Source organism: Pseudomonas sp. GM18, from assembly GCF_000282195.1.
Lineage (GTDB): Bacteria > Pseudomonadota > Gammaproteobacteria > Pseudomonadales > Pseudomonadaceae > Aquipseudomonas.
Map to the genome: position 1 here is coordinate 1 of NZ_AKJT01000001.1, position 14,806 is coordinate 14,806.

A 14,806-nucleotide genomic window follows, 5' to 3' on the forward strand; every position below is an offset into this window, starting at 1 on the left:
CAGGCTCGGCAGCTGCTACGGCGCTATAACGCCGGCGCTTTCCCGTTGAGCAGTCGTCCCGCGAGTGCCCCCCGGTTGAACCATACTTGATCCACACACCGAGGAGGACAGGCCCATGAACCGTAGCGACGTGCTGATCATCGGCGCCGGCCCGACCGGGCTGGTCCTGGCACTGTGGTTGAGCAAGCTGGGGATTCGGGTACGGATTATCGACAAGACCTCGGCCCCCGGCACCACCTCACGCGCGTTGGCGGTACAGGCCAGAACGCTGGAACTGTATCGCCAGCTCGACCTCAGCGACGCCGTGGTGCAGAACGGCCATAAAGTGTGCGCAGCGAATTTCTGGGTCAAGGGCGAACCAGTCGCACACCTGCCGCTGAGCGCCATCGGCGAGGGTTTGACGCCCTATGCGTTCCTGGAAATCTATCCGCAAGACGAGCACGAACAGCTGCTGATCGAACGCCTGGAGACCTTCGGCATTACAGTGGAGCGCAACACCGAACTGCAGAACTTCGAGGAAACCGGGGACGGCATCACCGCGACGCTGCTCTTGCCCGATGGCCAGCAGGAAACCTGTCAGGCCTGTTACCTCGCAGGCTGCGACGGCGCCCGCTCGATTGTGCGTAAAACCCTGGACACCGGTTTTCCGGGGGGCACCTACCAGCAGATTTTCTACGTGGCAGATGTGCAGGCCCGCGGCCCGACGTTCAACGGTGAATTGCATGTGGACCTCGACGAAGCCGACTTTCTCGCCATTTTTCCTTTGTCCAGCGAAGGTCGCGCCCGACTGATCGGCACGGTTCGCGACGAACGCGCCGACCGCGCCGAAACTCTCCAGTTTGCAGACGTCAGCAAACGGGCCATCGAGCACTTAAAGCTGCAGATCGATGAGGTGAACTGGTTCTCGACCTACCGCGTGCATCACCGGGTAGCGGATCACTTTCGCACCGGGCGCGCGTTTCTATTGGGTGACGCCGCCCATGTCCACAGCCCGGCGGGTGGCCAGGGCATGAACACCGGGATTGGCGACGCGATCAATCTGGCCTGGAAGCTCGCGGCGGTGTTAAGCGGCAGCGCCACGAGCAAACTGCTCGACAGTTATGAAACCGAACGCATCGCCTTTGCCCAGCGCCTGGTGGCCACCACTGACCGGGTGTTCAATTTCGTCACGGCCGATGGGCCAATTGCCGACGTGATACGCATGCGCGTGGCGCCCTTTTTGATCCCGAAAATGATCTCGTTCGAGGCCGTCCGGGAGTTCATGTTTCGCACGGTGTCGCAAACCACCCTCAACTATCGCGGCATGCCGTTGAGCGAGGGCGTTGCCGGCCCTGTTCACGGCGGTGATCGCCTACCCTGGGCCCACGACGGAGAATGGGATAACTTCGAATCGCTGAAATACCCGACCTGGCAGGTGCATGTGTATGGCGACACCAGCGACGAAATGATCGCATGGTGCAAAGCGCATCACCTGCCATTGCAGGTGTTCGACTGGCGGCCGGTGTTTGAAACCGTGGGGCTGGCGCGCAACGGGTTTTATCTGCTGCGCCCGGATACCTATGTGGCGATCGCCGATTACAGCGCCGATCCCAAGGTGATCGAACGGTATTTCCGCGATCATGGGATACGGCCTTTTATCAGCTGAACCCAAGGCGCCGAGGATCAAATGTGGGGAGCGGGATTGCTCGCTCCCCACAGGTTAGATCGTCAGCGTCCCTGAGATACACGTCACCACAGAACCGCCAATCCAAATCTCATCCCCCACCTGCTCCACCCGAATCCGCCCGGCGCGGCCCATGGTCAGGCCCTGGCTGACGACATAAGACGCCGGGGCCAGCCCTTCGCTGAGCAACCATTGGGCGATCCCGGCGTTCAGGCTGCCGGTGGCCGGGTCTTCCGGCATGCCGTCGCCGGAGATGAATGCACGCACTTCGAACTGCGCGTCAGCACCATCGCGCTCGGGGTGCCACGGCGCGATGACACCGACGGCGAGGCCGAGCATCTGCGAATGATCCGGTTGCAAGTCCAGCACCTGCTGGCGCTCCTCGACCATCACCGCCAGCCAACCGGCACCGTTGTCGACCCATTGCGTACGCACAATCGCGCCCGGCGCCAATCCGAGGCCCAGCCGCACACGCTCGACCTGCCCGGCGTCCACCGGGCCGGACCTGAGCAGCGGTGGCGCAAGAAACGCCAGCTCCGCCCCCTGCCGACGCACCCGCACCAGGCCGACACCGCACTCCTGAATGATCTCCTCCCCCTTGGGCAACCCCCCGGCCTCGAGCCAGGCATGGCATGTACCCAGCGTCGGATGACCGGCGAACGGCAACTCTTGCAGGGTGGTGAAGATACGCACCCGATAGTCGGCCCGGGGGTCTCGAGGTTCGAGCACGAACGTGGTTTCGCTGAGGTTGGTCCAGTTCGCGAACGCTGCCATGCGCTCATCGCTGAGCTTGTCTGCGCCGAACACCACCGCCAACGGGTTGCCCTTGAGCGCGACGTGGCTGAAAACATCTACTTGCTTGAAATCGAATGAGCTCATTGCCTGCCTTGGTGATGAGGGATTCAAAGGGATTGCCTGGGGATTTCCAGCCCGCGAATTACTGCAGGCCTTGCCAGGAAACGCTCCAGCACGCGGGTGACGTTGGGGAAATTCTGGATGCCCACCAGGTCGCCGGCCTCGTAGAAGCCGATCAGGTTGCGCACCCACGGAAAGGTCGCGATGTCGGCGATAGTGTAGCGCTCGCCCATGATCCAGTCGCGCCCTTGCAGGCGGCCATCGAGGACGTTGAGCAAGCGCTTGCTTTCGTCGACGTAGCGATCACGCGGACGCTTGTCTTCGTAGTCCTTGCCAGCGAATTTGTTGAAGAAACCGAGCTGGCCGAACATCGGCCCGATACCGCCCATCTGAAACATCAGCCACTGAAGGGTCTCATAACGTGCCGCCGACTCCTGGGCCAGCAGTTGCCCGCTCTTGTCGGCGAGATAAATCAGAATCGCCCCGGACTCGAACAGCGCCAGCGGTTGATCTCCCGGGCCGTGGGGATCGAGGATCGCCGGAATCTTGTTATTGGGGTTCAGCGACCGAAACTCAGGGGACATCTGATCCTGGGTATCGAAGCCCACACGATGCGGCTCGTAGGGCAGCCCGATCTCTTCGAGCATGATCGAAACCTTGACGCCATTGGGCGTTGGCAAGGAATAGAGCTGGATCCACTCCGGGTACTGGGCCGGCCATTTTCGAGTGATGGGGAATGCAGACAAGTCGGTCATCGGGAGCTTCCACGGGAAAAACGGAGTGAAGATCATAAGGGGGATGGGGCTACGATGTGTACTGTGTCCATAAATCCGAAACATCCTGTCGATAACCTTTCCCCCAATCCGTTCAAGGTTGCCGCTAAAGTGCCAGGCACCTCGCTCGGATCGAAGCTCGGATCGAACCAAAAGGGTGTCAGCGGACTCTGAGCATTGCCCTGTTAGAAATGGACCGGGTCAACGACATGGAAAACACCCTATGCTAGGAGCTTGCGGTGTCAAGGTTTGTCAGCCTTAACCGAATGCGCTGAAGATCACCTATTCGATGATGAATCCTTTGAAACTCACCCACCGCTTCAAACATCGCGTTTATATCTTCCTGCCCGCTCTGTTGGCGGCCGGCGCGTTGTTTTTGTCGCTGGAGTCCAGTGAAAGCCGCGCCCAACCGGTGGACGGTACACAGACGCTGGTGTTTTTGCGTCACGCGGAAAAACCGGCCGGCGGCCTGGGCCAGCTCAATTGCCAGGGACTGAACCGCGCCATCGACCTGGCCACCTTGCTGCCGGAAAAATTCGGCAAGGCCAACTACGTGTTTGCCGCCAACCCGACGCGCAATGTCGAGGAAGGCGAACTGGATAATTCCTACAGTTACATTCGCCCCCTGATGACGATCAGCCCCAGCGCGATCAAGCTCGGCTTGCCGGTGAACATCGAGTTTTCGGCCAACGACACCAGCGACCTGGCCGATGAACTGCTTCGCGACAAGTATCACAACTCGATCATCTATACCGCCTGGTCCCATGGCTACCTGCCCGAGCTGATCAACAAGGTCGCCGGGGAAGCCATCGGCTCAAAACAGCGCATCGCCGATGACTGGGCATCCAGCGACTACGACTCGCTGTACGTGCTCACCCTGACCTGGCACAACGGCAAGGCCAGCTTGCAGAGCCACAGTTACAAGCAAGGGCTGGATAACGGTCGGGAGACTTGTCCGACGTAAGCGGTCGGGCACCTGCCTGCTCGCGATAGGGCCAGCAAAAACAACATCAACCCCGCTGATTACCTCGCTCCCGCAAATATTCGAGAACGGCGTTCCGATCCCCGACAAACTCGATCCGTGCGCCTTTCTTCTCCCGCTGAAACACATACATCGGGTCGTAATACTCACGCAGCAACCCTTCGATCCAGCCCCGGTGCAAGTCCACCGCACCGCTGCCCGCCTGTTCCGCCAGCGCGTCTTCCATCAAGGTCAACATCCGCCGATGGCGTTCGCCACCCAGGCGCTTCTGGACATTATTCAGGCTCGCCAACATCCGCTCGGAAAACAGCGTGAAGCCTTCATCGCCATACACCTCGGTGAACTCGGCGCATAAATCCACCACGTAATCGCGCAGGATCCGCTCGACGCGCCCTTCCAGGCTGTCTTCCAGCCAGACCATCGGAAACTGCTGCATGCCCTGATACAGCGGCAACGGCAGCGCGCAACTGCCGATTGCGCGGCTCTCGTCTTCGAGCACAAACTGCTCGATACCGCCGGCACGCTTTTTCAGCACGTCCACGGCCAGGCGGTTTTCAAAGTCGATGTTGGAAGGTTGGCCAGTGGCGCGTTTGCCGAAGCTGGAGCCGCGATGATGGGCGTGCCCTTCAAGGTCCAGCGCATTGCTCAATTGCGTGAGCACCTCGGTCTTGCCGGTGCCGGTCATGCCGCCCAGCAAAACGAAATCGCACTGGGCAACGGCCTGGTCGAGCGTGTCGAGCAAGAACGTGCGCATGGCCTTGTAGCCGCCACCGACGCGCGGATAGTCGATGCCCGCCTCGTCCTTGAGCCACTGCTGGACGATCTGCGAACGCAGCCCGCCGCGAAAACAATACAAATAACCATCCGGATGCGCCCTGGCAAAATCGGCCCAGGCCTGGATGCGCTCGGCCTTGATCGCGCCGGTCACCAATTGATGCCCCAGCGTGATCGCCGCTTGCTGGCCGTGCTGTTTGTAGCAAGTGCCGACCCGTTGCCGCTCGTGGTCATTCATCAGCGGCAGGTTGACCACGTCGGGGAATGAGCCCTTGAGGAATTCGACCGGCGCGCGCACATCCATCATCGCCCGGTCGTTGAGGAAGATGTCGCGGTAATCGGTGAAGTCTCTGGACATCAAACCACCTCAACCGCGTGGGTCTGTCGCTCAACCAGCTCGCCGATCGGCTGAAGGACCAGACCGAGTTCGGCCGCCACCGCCAGGAACGCGGCGTCGCCTTCGGGCGTGACTGCAATCAGCAAACCGCCGCTGGTCTGTGGGTCGCAGAGCACACGTTTATGCAACTCCTGGAGCCGACCGACCTTGCTGGCGTAGCTGTCGAAATTGCGCAGCGTGCCGCCGGGCACGCAACCTTGATCGAGGTAATACTCGACGCCCGGCAGGCGCGGCACACGGTCGTAGCCGATGCGGGCGGTCACGTTGCTGCCATCGGCCATTTCCACCAAGTGCCCGAGCAAGCCGAAACCGGTGACGTCGGTCATTGCGGTTACGCCGTCGAGCTTGCCGAAACGGCTGCCGGGTTTGTTCAGGGTGCACATCCAGTCGCGGGCCAGGCCGATGTCGGCATTACGCAACTTGCCCTTCTTCTCGGCGGTGGTGAGGATGCCGATGCCCAGGGGTTTGGTGAGATAGAGCAAGCAGCCGGCGGTGGCGGTGTCGTTGCGCTTCATGTGGCGCTTTTCCACCAGCCCGGTCACGGCCAGGCCGAAGATCGGCTCAGGTGCGTCGATGGAGTGGCCACCGGCCAAGGGGATTCCCGCTTCATCGCAGACCGAACGCCCGCCACGAATCACTTCCCGGGCAATCTCCGGCGCCAGCACATTGACCGGCCAGCCGAGGATCGCAATCGCCATCAACGGATCGCCGCCCATGGCGTAAATGTCGCTGATGGCGTTGGTGGCGGCGATACGGCCGAAATCGAACGGGTCGTCGACGATCGGCATAAAGAAGTCAGTGGTCGACACCACGCCGCGCTCTTCATCAATGGCATACACCGCCGCGTCATCGCGCGAGGCATTGCCGACCCAGAGTTTCGGGTCCAGGTTCTGCGCCCCGCTGCCGGCCAGAATCACCTCCAGCACCTGGGGTGAAATCTTGCAGCCACAGCCTGCGCCGTGGCTGTATTGGGTCAGACGAATCGGCTCGCTCATGGGATGCACCTTGTGAGGTCAATGCCCTGGATTCTACAGCAACCCCCATTTGTAGGAGGGCGCGCAAGAACGATCTTTGTGCAGCGACGCTCACTTTGGTGCACTCGGGTAAGCCTCCTTTCTCCTATCCCACGAAATCCTTGACCGAAAGGACAGCAAAACCACCAATTCTCCCTATTTTTCAGCCTATTGAATAAACTGGTATGCCTTGTGCAAACGTTTGCGAGTCGCCGATACCGGCCTGTTCGCCACTTAACCGCGCAAGCCCGTACCACCGGGACTTGGATCCGCACGAAAAGGGACTTTTAATGCATTGCACCTCCAGCCGCGTGACTTGCTCACGCACGTTTGCTGTTTCCTTGCTGCTGGCCAGCGTTACAGGACTACTCAGCAGCCACGTTTTGGCCCAACCGGCCACCGCCGAAGAATCCGCCCAGGGCGAAGCCCTCAGCCCTGAAGCCAGCCCGCCGAAAAAAGGCGCGTACCTGTCGGACTGGTTCAATCAGGATCTGACCGTCATCGGCAGCAAGGACATCAGTTTCGGCCCGCAACCGGCCGACGATATCTATCTGGAATACGAGTACTTCGGCCGCAAGGGGCCGTTCGAGTTGTACGGCTATATCGACATTCCGAAGATCTTCGACATCGGCAACAGCCATGACAAAGGCATATGGGACCACGGTTCGCCGGTGTTCATGGAACACGAACCACGGATTTCCATCGACTACCTGGCCGGCCGCAGCCTGGCCGTCGGACCGTTCAAGGAATGGTACGTGGCGTTCGACTGGATCTACGACCACGGCAGCAACAGTGCCAACCGCGCCAACACGCTGTACAGCGGCCTCGGCACTGACATCGACACCCATTCGCGGGTCAACCTGTCGGCCAACTTCTACGGCCGCTATCAGTGGGAAAACTACGGCGCCAGCAACGAGTATTCGTGGGACGGCTACCGCGCCCAGCTCAAATACATCGTGCCCATCAGCAGTTTCAGCAACGGCGCTTCGTTGACCTACATCGGTTTCACCAACTTCGACTTCGGCTCCGATCTGCACAAGGACAACCCGGCCCGCACCGCCAATGCCACCGTGGCCACCAACGTGTTGCTCTACGCCTTCACCCACTTGCGTTTCACCCTGGTCGGCCGTTACTTCCACAACGGCGGCAACTGGGAAGACGGCAGTGAGTTGAATTTCGGCGACGGTGACTTCCGCGCCCGTTCCAACGGCTGGGGTTACTACGCCGGTGTCGGCTATCAGTTTTAAGGCTCATTTGAACCAGGAGGTTTTATGAAAGCAATGACGCGTCTTTCCCTGTCTGTCGGTTTTGCGGCAAGCACCCTGCTCTCTTCCTCTGTCTGGGCGGTAGAAGCACCGATCCAGCCGAAAGTGATGCTGATCACCATGTTCGCCCCCGAGGCGCAGAACTGGATCGATCGCCTGGAGCTCAAGCAAGAAGTGCGCGTACCGGGCCTGTCCGCCGAGTACCCGAACATTCGCTGCAACACCCAACAGGTGTGCCTGATGGTCACCGGCATGGGCCAGACCAATGCGGCGGCCTCGACCCTGGCCCTGGCGCTGTCGCCGAAATTCGACCTGCGCAAAAGTTACTTCCTGATCGCCGGGATTGCCGGCATCAGCCCGAAACACGGCACCATTGGCACCACCGCGTGGGCGCACTACCTGGTGGAGTTCGGCACCCAGTGGGAACTGGATTCCAGGGACGCGCCGAAAGACTGGCCGACCGGTTACCTGGGCATCAACACCAAAGGCCCGAACGAAAAACCGCCGCTGGATTACAAGACCGAAGTCTTCGAACTCAATCCAAAGCTGCAGGCCAAGGCCTTCGCCCTGAGCCACAAGGTCGAGCTGAGCGAGAGCAAGGAGTCGGCGGTCTGGCGCTTGAAGTATCCGTCGGCCCCGGCCAATCAGCCGCCGGTGGTGACCCAGTGCGATACGCTGGCGGGCAATACCTGGTTTTCCGGGACGCGCTTGAGCGAGCGGGCGGAAGTCTGGACAAAATTGCTGACCAACAACGAAGGTGTCTACTGCACCACTCAGCAGGAAGACAACTCCACCTACGAGGCACTGCTGCGGGCCAGTCGCGAAGGTCTGGTGGATGTCCGGCGTCTGGCGGTGGTGCGCGCAGGCTCGGATTTCGACCGGCCGGCACCGGGGCAGAGCGAGGTGGATAACCTGCTCAAATACGCCGATCAGGGCGGGTTTGTACCGGCACTGGAGAACCTGTACCGCACGGGGAATCCGTTGGTGCAGGAGATTTTGCAGCATTGGTCGGCGTGGGAGAAAGGTGTGCCTGAAGCCTGATCTGATATGTGGGAGCGGGTTTGCCCGCCCCCACATTTGATCCGGGGTGTATTTCCAATTGCATCTATTTCAAGGCAACAAAATCACCTTGTCGCCACTACCCTGATTCACCTCGGCATACCGCTCCAGCCCCTCGGCCAACGGCGACTCAATCAGTCCTTCCGGCAACGGCAACAGGCCCTGATCGAAAAACCTGCCGAATTGCTCAAGCATCGCCGCACACGCCTGAACCCCGTACAGCAACGAATTGATCCCCACCACCGAACCGCCCTTGCGATACAGCGCCAGGGCCGGCAATTGCACATGCCCATCGGCCGGCGCGGCGATGATTGCGATGCGGCCGAACGCGGCCAGCGCCGGGACCGAGGCCGGCAGCCAGAAACCGGTGGTGTCGAAGATCACGTCGGCGCCGCCGGTATATACCGCGTTGACCTGTACCCCCAGTTCTTCGGGCTTATCCAGTTGCAGCGTCTGATAACCCTGAGCCTGCAAATCCTTGACCTGCTCCGGCCGCCGCGCCGCTGCCAGCACCTGGGCGCCCCGGACTTTGGCCAACGCCAACGCCGCGCTGCCCACCGCCCCGCCGCCGATCACCAACAGCCGCGTTCCGGTCGTGACAAGGCTGCGTTCCAGTGCATCCCACGCCGTGGTGTACGGCACGCCAAGGCTGGCGGCCTGGGCAAAACTCAGGTGTGTCGGCTTCAAGGCCACGCCATTGGCCGGCAGTTTGACGAATTGTGCGTGGGAACCGTCGGCAAAGAAGCCCAGCTCCCGGCCGGTGCCCCAGACTTCCTGGCCGATCAGTGTCTGTGGGCCTTCGACGACGATGCCGGCGAAATCACGGCCTGGAACTCGCGGCAACGTGGTGTAGGGAAAGCGCCCCAGTACGTTTTTCACATCACTGGGATTGAGGCCCGCTGCCTTGATCTGGACCAGCACTTCGTCAGCGCCGGGAACGGGGGTGGCCACCTCAACGTAGCGCAGGGCCGAGAGGTCGCCGGTTTTGTCGAATTGCAGTGCTTTCATGGATGTTTTCACCAATTGGATAAAGGGTTCAGGAGATCCAGCCCGCTACCAGTTGCCGGCCCAAGGGCCACAACTGTTCACCGGCGAGCATGCCCAGCAGGCCCACCAGCGCGATGGCCGGTGGTGCGGGGGAACGAAAGTCCAGCGCGCCATAGAGCAGGCCGACGCCCAGACCGATACCCAACGAGATAAGGTAGTTCATGACAGACTCCGTGGCATAAGGGGTATGCGCAGAGTCTAGAGAGAGGTCGCCACGGACGTCGGCCAAGTACTTCTGAATGTCGGCCAAAGCGTTTTTTTTACGCGCCTGAACCCCGTTGCTGGCTCACGCAAAACTGCGAAGGCGCGACGCCCAGTTCCCGGCGGAACATGTCGCTGAAACTGCTCGGCGAATAACCCAGCTCCCGGGCAATCGCGCTGACCGGTACGCCCTGAATCAATTCGGCCGCCGCGGTCGCCAGTTGCACCTGCCGCCGCCATTCGGCGAAGCCCATGCCCAAGCCGTCCTTGAACAGCCGCGCCAGGGTGCGCACGCTGGCACCGGCATTTTCGGCGTGTTGCTCGAAGGAAATGTCCAGCGACGGTGAGGCCATGACCGCCTGGCACAGGTTCATCAGCCGCCGGTCGGAATCGTCCGGCAGCGGGATTTTCAGCGTTGAACGCCGGGCGCGCTTGAGTTCCAGCAATGCCAGGCCGACCAACGCGTCGTAGTAATCCGGGGCACCGTCGTCGCCCTGTTCCACCAGCCCGACGATCAGTTCGCGCAGCAAGCCGCCGACTTCAATCACTTGCACGCTGTCATCCAGCGTCGCCGCCAATGACGGTCGCAGGTAGATGTTGCGCATCTGCAAGTCGGACACCACGCGAATCCCGTGCGGAACACCCGGCGGCAGCCAGACCGCCCGTTGCGGCGGCACCACCAGCGCTTCATGGGGCGTCTCGACCCACATCACGCCGCTCATCGCGTACAGCAGCTGGCCCCACACATGTTCGTGAGGCTCGATATACATCCCACGCGGGTAAGTACGTGCCAGCGGTTGCACGGGCACATCGGTGTCGCTCAAATCAGGCGGCGCGGCCTTGGCCATAAGCTAGGATCATTGGGGGGGGCGGAAAGGCTCCATGGTAGCGAGGCGTGCAGCGTGTCGCCAGTCACTGTACCCGACTGACAATCCGACTGAATTTTTCACGCGCCGGGCGATCCTTCTATTACAACAGGGAGGAATACAGGCTTTATGAACAATGCAAAACTTTTCGTCATTGAATACACCCTTCATGGCACACCCAAGTCTTTCATCATCCGCCTGGACAAAATGGATAACGCAGAAGCCTGGCACTGGGCAAGTTGCGACGCCGGAGTGGGCCGGATCCCGCGTTTTGGCCGTGAGCGGGTGCAAAAGACCAGCAAACCAGTGGCGGAAAAATTCGGCGTCGAGAACGTGACCTGGCGACCGACGAGTTGAGCATTAAAAGAGAGTACGAACATTCAAACTGAAAGTGGAGCCCGAACGGCTCCACTTTTTTTGGCTGAGCAGTCAGTGCTGAGTGCACTTGCAGCCTTTGGTGGAGCATTCTTCGCCGTGTTCGTGATGCTTGGCGCAGCCTTCGCAGCAATAGTGCTTGCCGTGACGCACGATGGGGTGATCACCTAGTTTGCATGAGCATTTGGGGCAGTCGCAGGTACCGTCGTTCATGAGTCTGACTCCATGGTTATGGTCGTCCGGGTGCGACGGATGCGCACCGTAATACCAGTGTAGGAGTTGGAGTCAGCCCTGCCCCATTCACCGCATCAAATACGAAATTGCCCGACCAGTTGCCCCAGGCGCTGACCGAGATCGGCCAGGCTGCGCGAGGTTTGTGCGCCGCGCTGGGTTTCGTCGGCGACGCTGTCTACCGCCACGGCGATCTGGTGCACGCTGCGGTTGATCTCTTCAGCCACGGCGGTTTGCTCTTCGGCGGCGCTGGCAATCTGCGCGTTCATTGAGTTGATGGTGCCGATCAGTTGGGCCATGGCGTCCAGCGACGCCCCGGCCTCGTTGGCCTGGGCCGATGTGCCGTCGCCGGCCTCGCTGGAGCGGCGCATGGACTCGACCGCCGATTGGGTGCCGGCCTGCAAGCGGTCGATCATGCCCTGGATTTCCTGGGTGCTGATTTGTGTGCGACTGGCCAGCGCCCGCACCTCGTCGGCGACCACCGCAAAACCACGCCCGGCCTCACCGGCGCGGGCCGCTTCAATGGCGGCATTGAGCGCCAGCAGGTTGGTCTGCTCGGCAATCGAACGGATCACCCCGAGCACGCTGACAATCGACGACACGTCTTTCTGCAGGCTGTCGAGGGACACGCCGCTGCTGCGAATGTCGCTCACCAGCGCATGAATCTTCACGATGCTGCCGGCCACCACGCGCTTGGCGGCCTGGCCTTCTTCGTCGGTCTGCTGGGCAGCGACCGCGGCATTTTGCGCGCTCTTGGCCACTTCCTGGGCTGCCGCCGACATTTGGTTGATCGCCGTGGCCACCTGATCGGTCTCGTGACGCTGGCGCTCCATGGCCTGATCCGAGCGTTGGGCCTGATCGGAAACCTGATTCACCAGGCCGGTCAGTTGCGAGGTCATTTCAGTGATCTGCCGCACCAGGCCGTGGATCTTGTCGACGAAACGGTTGAACGAGCCGGCCAGTTCGCCGAGTTCATCCTGGCTGGTGATGGTCAGGCGCCGGGTCAGGTCGCCCTCGCCCGCCGCGATGTCGTCGAGGTTGGCTTTCATCAGGTTCAGCGGACGCAAAATGGTGTTGGCCAGCAACATCCCGGCAGCGGCGATCACCAGCAGCACCACCACGGCAATCCCGACAATGCTCAGCACCACGCCTTGCATGCGTTCCTGGACCTTGATCTCGACCAGCGCCACTTGAGCTTCGATACCGTCGAGGTTGACCGAGGTGCCGACCGCCATGTCCCACTTCGGCAGGTATTCGGTGTAGCCGAGCTTGGGCACCTGCACTTGGGTGTTACCAGGCAGCGGCGAGCTGTATTGCAGGTAGTGGGTACCGTCCTTGGCGACTTTCACCAGGTCGCGGTTGACGTACACGCCGTTCGGGTCGCGGTTGTCCTTGAAGCTCTGGCCCACGCCTTCGGGGCTGTTGGCCTTGAACAGGCGCACGGTGTTGGAGTCGTAGCCGAAGAAGTAGCCGTCCTTGCCGTAGGTGATGCTCGACAGCAACTTGATCACCTGCGCCCGCGCCGCGTCATCACCGGGAGCGGCCGCGTCGTAGAGCGGCTTGATCGTGGTCATGGCCACGGCAACGTAACTTTGCAGGGTCGCCTTGGCGTCGCTGAGCAGGCGCTGACGGGTTTCCTCGACTTCCTTGCGGGCCTGTTCCTGCAGGATGAACAGCGTGGTCAGGCTGATGACCAGCGCAAAGAGCAACACCGGGAGGACGGCAAGGGACAGGACTTTGGCCTTCAGGCTCATGCGCATGACGTTCACTCTTTTGGTTTTATTGGCGTGGTTAAAGGCTTTTATCGGCAGGCCGGATCAAAAGTTGAACGTGGTCCTTGTGGGAGCGTCGGATCGCCGCACCGCACGCTCCCACAAGGTAAATGTGGTTACAGAACCATCGCCGCCACCCAACCGAACGCCAGCAACGGCAGGTTGTAGTGCAGGAAGGTCGGGACCACGGTGTCCCAGATGTGGTGATGCTGGCCGTCGATGTTCAGACCGGAGGTCGGGCCCAGGGTCGAGTCCGAGGCCGGTGAACCGGCATCGCCCAACGCGCCGGCAGTGCCGACAATGCACACGATGGCGATCGGGCTGAAGCCCAGTTGCACACACAACGGCACGAAAATCGCCGCCAGAATCGGTACCGTGGAAAACGACGAGCCGATGCCCATGGTTACCAACAGGCCCACCAGCAGCATCAACAGCGCCCCGATGCCTTTGCTGTGGTCGATCCACGAGGCCGAGGACTCCACCAGTGTCTGCACATGCCCGGTGGCTTTCATCACTTCAGCAAACCCGGACGCGGCGATCATGATGAAACCAATCATCGCCATCATCTTCATGCCTTCGGTGAACAGGTCATCGGTTTCGCGCCACTTGACGATGCCCGACGCCGAAAAGATCAAGAAGCCCACCAGTGCCCCGATAATCATCGAGTCCAGCAGCAGCTGAATAATGAACGCCACGACAATCGCCAGACCGGCGACCATCAGGCTCAACGGGTTGTACTGCACCGCGACCTGTTCGACTTGCTCGATCTTTTCCAGGTCATAAATACGCTTCTTGCGGTAGCTGATGAAGGCTGCCGCGAGGCCAAACACCATGCCCAGCGCCGGAATGCCCATGGCATGGGTGACGTTGATGCCGCTGATGTCCACGCCGCTACGGGCGACGTTGGCCAGCAGGATTTCATTGAGGAAGATGTTGCCGAAGCCCACCGGCAGGAACATGTATGGCGTGATCAGCCCGAAGGTAATGACGCAGGCGATCAACCGCCGGTCCAGTTGCAGTTTGGTCAGCACATATAAAAGAGGCGGCACCAGCAACGGGATAAAGGCGATATGAATCGGCAAAATGTTCTGCGAGGCGATGGCCACCACCCAGAGCAAGCCGATCAGCAGCCATTTGACATTGCCGCCGCCATTGGCGTGCTGGCGATCGACCATGGCCAGGGCTTTGTCGGCCAGGGCATGGGCCAGGCCGGACTTGGCGATGGCCACGGCGAACGCGCCAAGCAAAGCGTAGGACAACGCCACCGTCGCCCCGCCGCCGAGGCCGTTGTTGAAGGCTTTGAGGGTCGCTTCGATTCCCAGGCCACCGGTCAAACCGCCGACCAGCGCGCCCACAATCAGCGCGATTACCACATGCACGCGGGACAGGCTGAGTATCAGCATGATGCCGACCGCGGCAATTACAGCATTAATCATCGTTACCTCAAGGCAAGTGGAAAGAGTCCGTCCGGCAGTGCGCATAAGCGCCGCCAGCGGATTAAAGAGAGGGTTTTATTAGAGGGCGCGCACTGTG

At 60.9% G+C, this 14,806-nt stretch carries 15 protein-coding genes and 1 pseudogene; 5 read left to right on the top strand and 11 right to left on the bottom strand.

Going from position 1 to position 14,806, the window contains the following annotated elements:
- The first annotated feature begins 115 nt into the window (after positions 1-115).
- Positions 116-1,645, top strand: coding sequence for an FAD-dependent oxidoreductase (locus tag PMI21_RS27780; protein WP_007933023.1), 1,530 nt, complete (start codon positions 116-118; stop codon positions 1,643-1,645).
- Between the two features lie 54 nt (positions 1,646-1,699).
- On the opposite strand, the gene PMI21_RS27775 is transcribed toward PMI21_RS27780, so the two are convergent.
- The gene (locus PMI21_RS27775; RefSeq protein ID WP_007933024.1) at positions 1,700-2,542 is read right to left on the bottom strand and encodes a PhzF family phenazine biosynthesis protein; all 843 of its coding nucleotides are present in this window, start codon (positions 2,540-2,542) and stop codon (positions 1,700-1,702) included.
- A 23-nt stretch (positions 2,543-2,565) separates the two neighbouring features.
- A complete protein-coding gene (locus tag PMI21_RS27770; protein ID WP_007933028.1) occupies positions 2,566-3,273 on the bottom strand; it encodes a glutathione binding-like protein in 708 nt (235 codons plus the stop codon).
- Between the two features lie 307 nt (positions 3,274-3,580).
- On the opposite strand from PMI21_RS27770, the gene PMI21_RS27765 reads away from it, so the two are divergent.
- Entirely contained in the window at positions 3,581-4,255 is a 675-nt protein-coding gene (locus PMI21_RS27765; RefSeq protein WP_007933029.1) for a hypothetical protein, read from the top strand.
- A 46-nt stretch (positions 4,256-4,301) separates the two neighbouring features.
- Here PMI21_RS27765 and mnmH read toward each other — a convergent pair whose 3' ends face one another.
- Positions 4,302-5,405, bottom strand: coding sequence for a tRNA 2-selenouridine(34) synthase MnmH (gene mnmH, locus PMI21_RS27760; RefSeq protein ID WP_007933030.1), 1,104 nt, complete (start codon positions 5,403-5,405; stop codon positions 4,302-4,304).
- Positions 5,405-6,439: a selenide, water dikinase SelD gene (gene selD, locus PMI21_RS27755; protein ID WP_007933031.1), complete on the bottom strand. Its 1,035-nt coding sequence runs from the start codon at positions 6,437-6,439 to the stop codon at positions 5,405-5,407. Before selD ends, mnmH begins: the two co-directional genes overlap by 1 nt.
- Before the next feature lie 308 nt (positions 6,440-6,747).
- Here selD and PMI21_RS27750 point away from each other — a divergent pair, with 308 nt between their 5' ends.
- Both PMI21_RS27750 and PMI21_RS27745 read left to right on the top strand, forming a co-directional pair.
- A complete protein-coding gene (locus PMI21_RS27750; RefSeq protein WP_007933032.1) occupies positions 6,748-7,704 on the top strand; it encodes a nucleoside-specific channel-forming protein Tsx in 957 nt (318 codons plus the stop codon).
- A gap of 24 nt (positions 7,705-7,728) precedes the next feature.
- A complete protein-coding gene (locus tag PMI21_RS27745; RefSeq protein WP_007933033.1) occupies positions 7,729-8,763 on the top strand; it encodes a purine-nucleoside phosphorylase in 1,035 nt (344 codons plus the stop codon).
- A gap of 69 nt (positions 8,764-8,832) precedes the next feature.
- On the opposite strand, the gene PMI21_RS27740 is transcribed toward PMI21_RS27745, so the two are convergent.
- From PMI21_RS27740 to PMI21_RS27735, 3 genes are all read right to left on the bottom strand, one after another.
- Positions 8,833-9,789, bottom strand: a complete 957-nt coding sequence (locus PMI21_RS27740; protein WP_007933034.1) for a quinone oxidoreductase family protein — start codon at positions 9,787-9,789, stop codon at positions 8,833-8,835.
- Between the two features lie 28 nt (positions 9,790-9,817).
- Complete coding sequence (locus PMI21_RS28485) at positions 9,818-9,991, bottom strand: DUF1427 family protein (protein ID WP_007933035.1); 174 nt, start codon at positions 9,989-9,991, stop codon at positions 9,818-9,820.
- Between the two features lie 97 nt (positions 9,992-10,088).
- A complete protein-coding gene (locus PMI21_RS27735) occupies positions 10,089-10,877 on the bottom strand; it encodes an AraC family transcriptional regulator (protein WP_007933036.1) in 789 nt (262 codons plus the stop codon).
- Positions 10,878-11,024: 147 nt separating this feature from the next.
- Between PMI21_RS27735 and PMI21_RS27730 the strand changes: the two genes are divergently transcribed.
- The gene (locus PMI21_RS27730) at positions 11,025-11,252 is read left to right on the top strand and encodes a DUF6555 family protein (RefSeq protein ID WP_007933038.1); all 228 of its coding nucleotides are present in this window, start codon (positions 11,025-11,027) and stop codon (positions 11,250-11,252) included.
- Positions 11,253-11,324: 72 nt separating this feature from the next.
- On the opposite strand, the gene PMI21_RS27725 is transcribed toward PMI21_RS27730, so the two are convergent.
- The 4 genes and pseudogenes from PMI21_RS27725 to PMI21_RS27715 all read right to left on the bottom strand — a co-directional run bounded on the left by PMI21_RS27725 (position 11,325) and on the right by PMI21_RS27715 (position 14,706).
- Positions 11,325-11,483, bottom strand: coding sequence for a metallothionein (locus PMI21_RS27725; protein ID WP_007933039.1), 159 nt, complete (start codon positions 11,481-11,483; stop codon positions 11,325-11,327).
- 95 nt (positions 11,484-11,578) lie between these two features.
- Entirely contained in the window at positions 11,579-12,400 is an 822-nt protein-coding gene (locus tag PMI21_RS30060) for a methyl-accepting chemotaxis protein (RefSeq protein ID WP_443200749.1), read from the bottom strand.
- A gap of 36 nt (positions 12,401-12,436) precedes the next feature.
- Positions 12,437-13,261: pseudogene (locus PMI21_RS30065) on the bottom strand (cache domain-containing protein); the annotation flags it as partial.
- Between the two features lie 128 nt (positions 13,262-13,389).
- Complete coding sequence (locus PMI21_RS27715) at positions 13,390-14,706, bottom strand: Na+/H+ antiporter family protein (protein ID WP_162130321.1); 1,317 nt, start codon at positions 14,704-14,706, stop codon at positions 13,390-13,392.
- Between the last annotated feature and the right edge of the window lie 100 nt (positions 14,707-14,806).

What these genes read in the sequence shown, in the direction of transcription:
- PMI21_RS27780 (WP_007933023.1), top strand. Translation starts at nt 116, where the DNA reads ATGAACCGTAGCGACGTGCTGATCATCGGCGCCGGCCCGACCGGGCTG.
- PMI21_RS27775 (WP_007933024.1), bottom strand. Translation starts at nt 2,542, where the DNA reads ATGAGCTCATTCGATTTCAAGCAAGTAGATGTTTTCAGCCACGTCGCG.
- PMI21_RS27770 (WP_007933028.1), bottom strand. Translation starts at nt 3,273, where the DNA reads ATGACCGACTTGTCTGCATTCCCCATCACTCGAAAATGGCCGGCCCAG.
- PMI21_RS27765 (WP_007933029.1), top strand. Translation starts at nt 3,581, where the DNA reads ATGATGAATCCTTTGAAACTCACCCACCGCTTCAAACATCGCGTTTAT.
- mnmH (WP_007933030.1), bottom strand. Translation starts at nt 5,405, where the DNA reads ATGTCCAGAGACTTCACCGATTACCGCGACATCTTCCTCAACGACCGG.
- selD (WP_007933031.1), bottom strand. Translation starts at nt 6,439, where the DNA reads ATGAGCGAGCCGATTCGTCTGACCCAATACAGCCACGGCGCAGGCTGT.
- PMI21_RS27750 (WP_007933032.1), top strand. Translation starts at nt 6,748, where the DNA reads ATGCATTGCACCTCCAGCCGCGTGACTTGCTCACGCACGTTTGCTGTT.
- PMI21_RS27745 (WP_007933033.1), top strand. Translation starts at nt 7,729, where the DNA reads ATGAAAGCAATGACGCGTCTTTCCCTGTCTGTCGGTTTTGCGGCAAGC.
- PMI21_RS27740 (WP_007933034.1), bottom strand. Translation starts at nt 9,789, where the DNA reads ATGAAAGCACTGCAATTCGACAAAACCGGCGACCTCTCGGCCCTGCGC.
- PMI21_RS28485 (WP_007933035.1), bottom strand. Translation starts at nt 9,991, where the DNA reads ATGAACTACCTTATCTCGTTGGGTATCGGTCTGGGCGTCGGCCTGCTC.
- PMI21_RS27735 (WP_007933036.1), bottom strand. Translation starts at nt 10,877, where the DNA reads ATGGCCAAGGCCGCGCCGCCTGATTTGAGCGACACCGATGTGCCCGTG.
- PMI21_RS27730 (WP_007933038.1), top strand. Translation starts at nt 11,025, where the DNA reads ATGAACAATGCAAAACTTTTCGTCATTGAATACACCCTTCATGGCACA.
- PMI21_RS27725 (WP_007933039.1), bottom strand. Translation starts at nt 11,483, where the DNA reads ATGAACGACGGTACCTGCGACTGCCCCAAATGCTCATGCAAACTAGGT.
- PMI21_RS30060 (WP_443200749.1), bottom strand. Translation starts at nt 12,400, where the DNA reads ATGACCTCGCAACTGACCGGCCTGGTGAATCAGGTTTCCGATCAGGCC.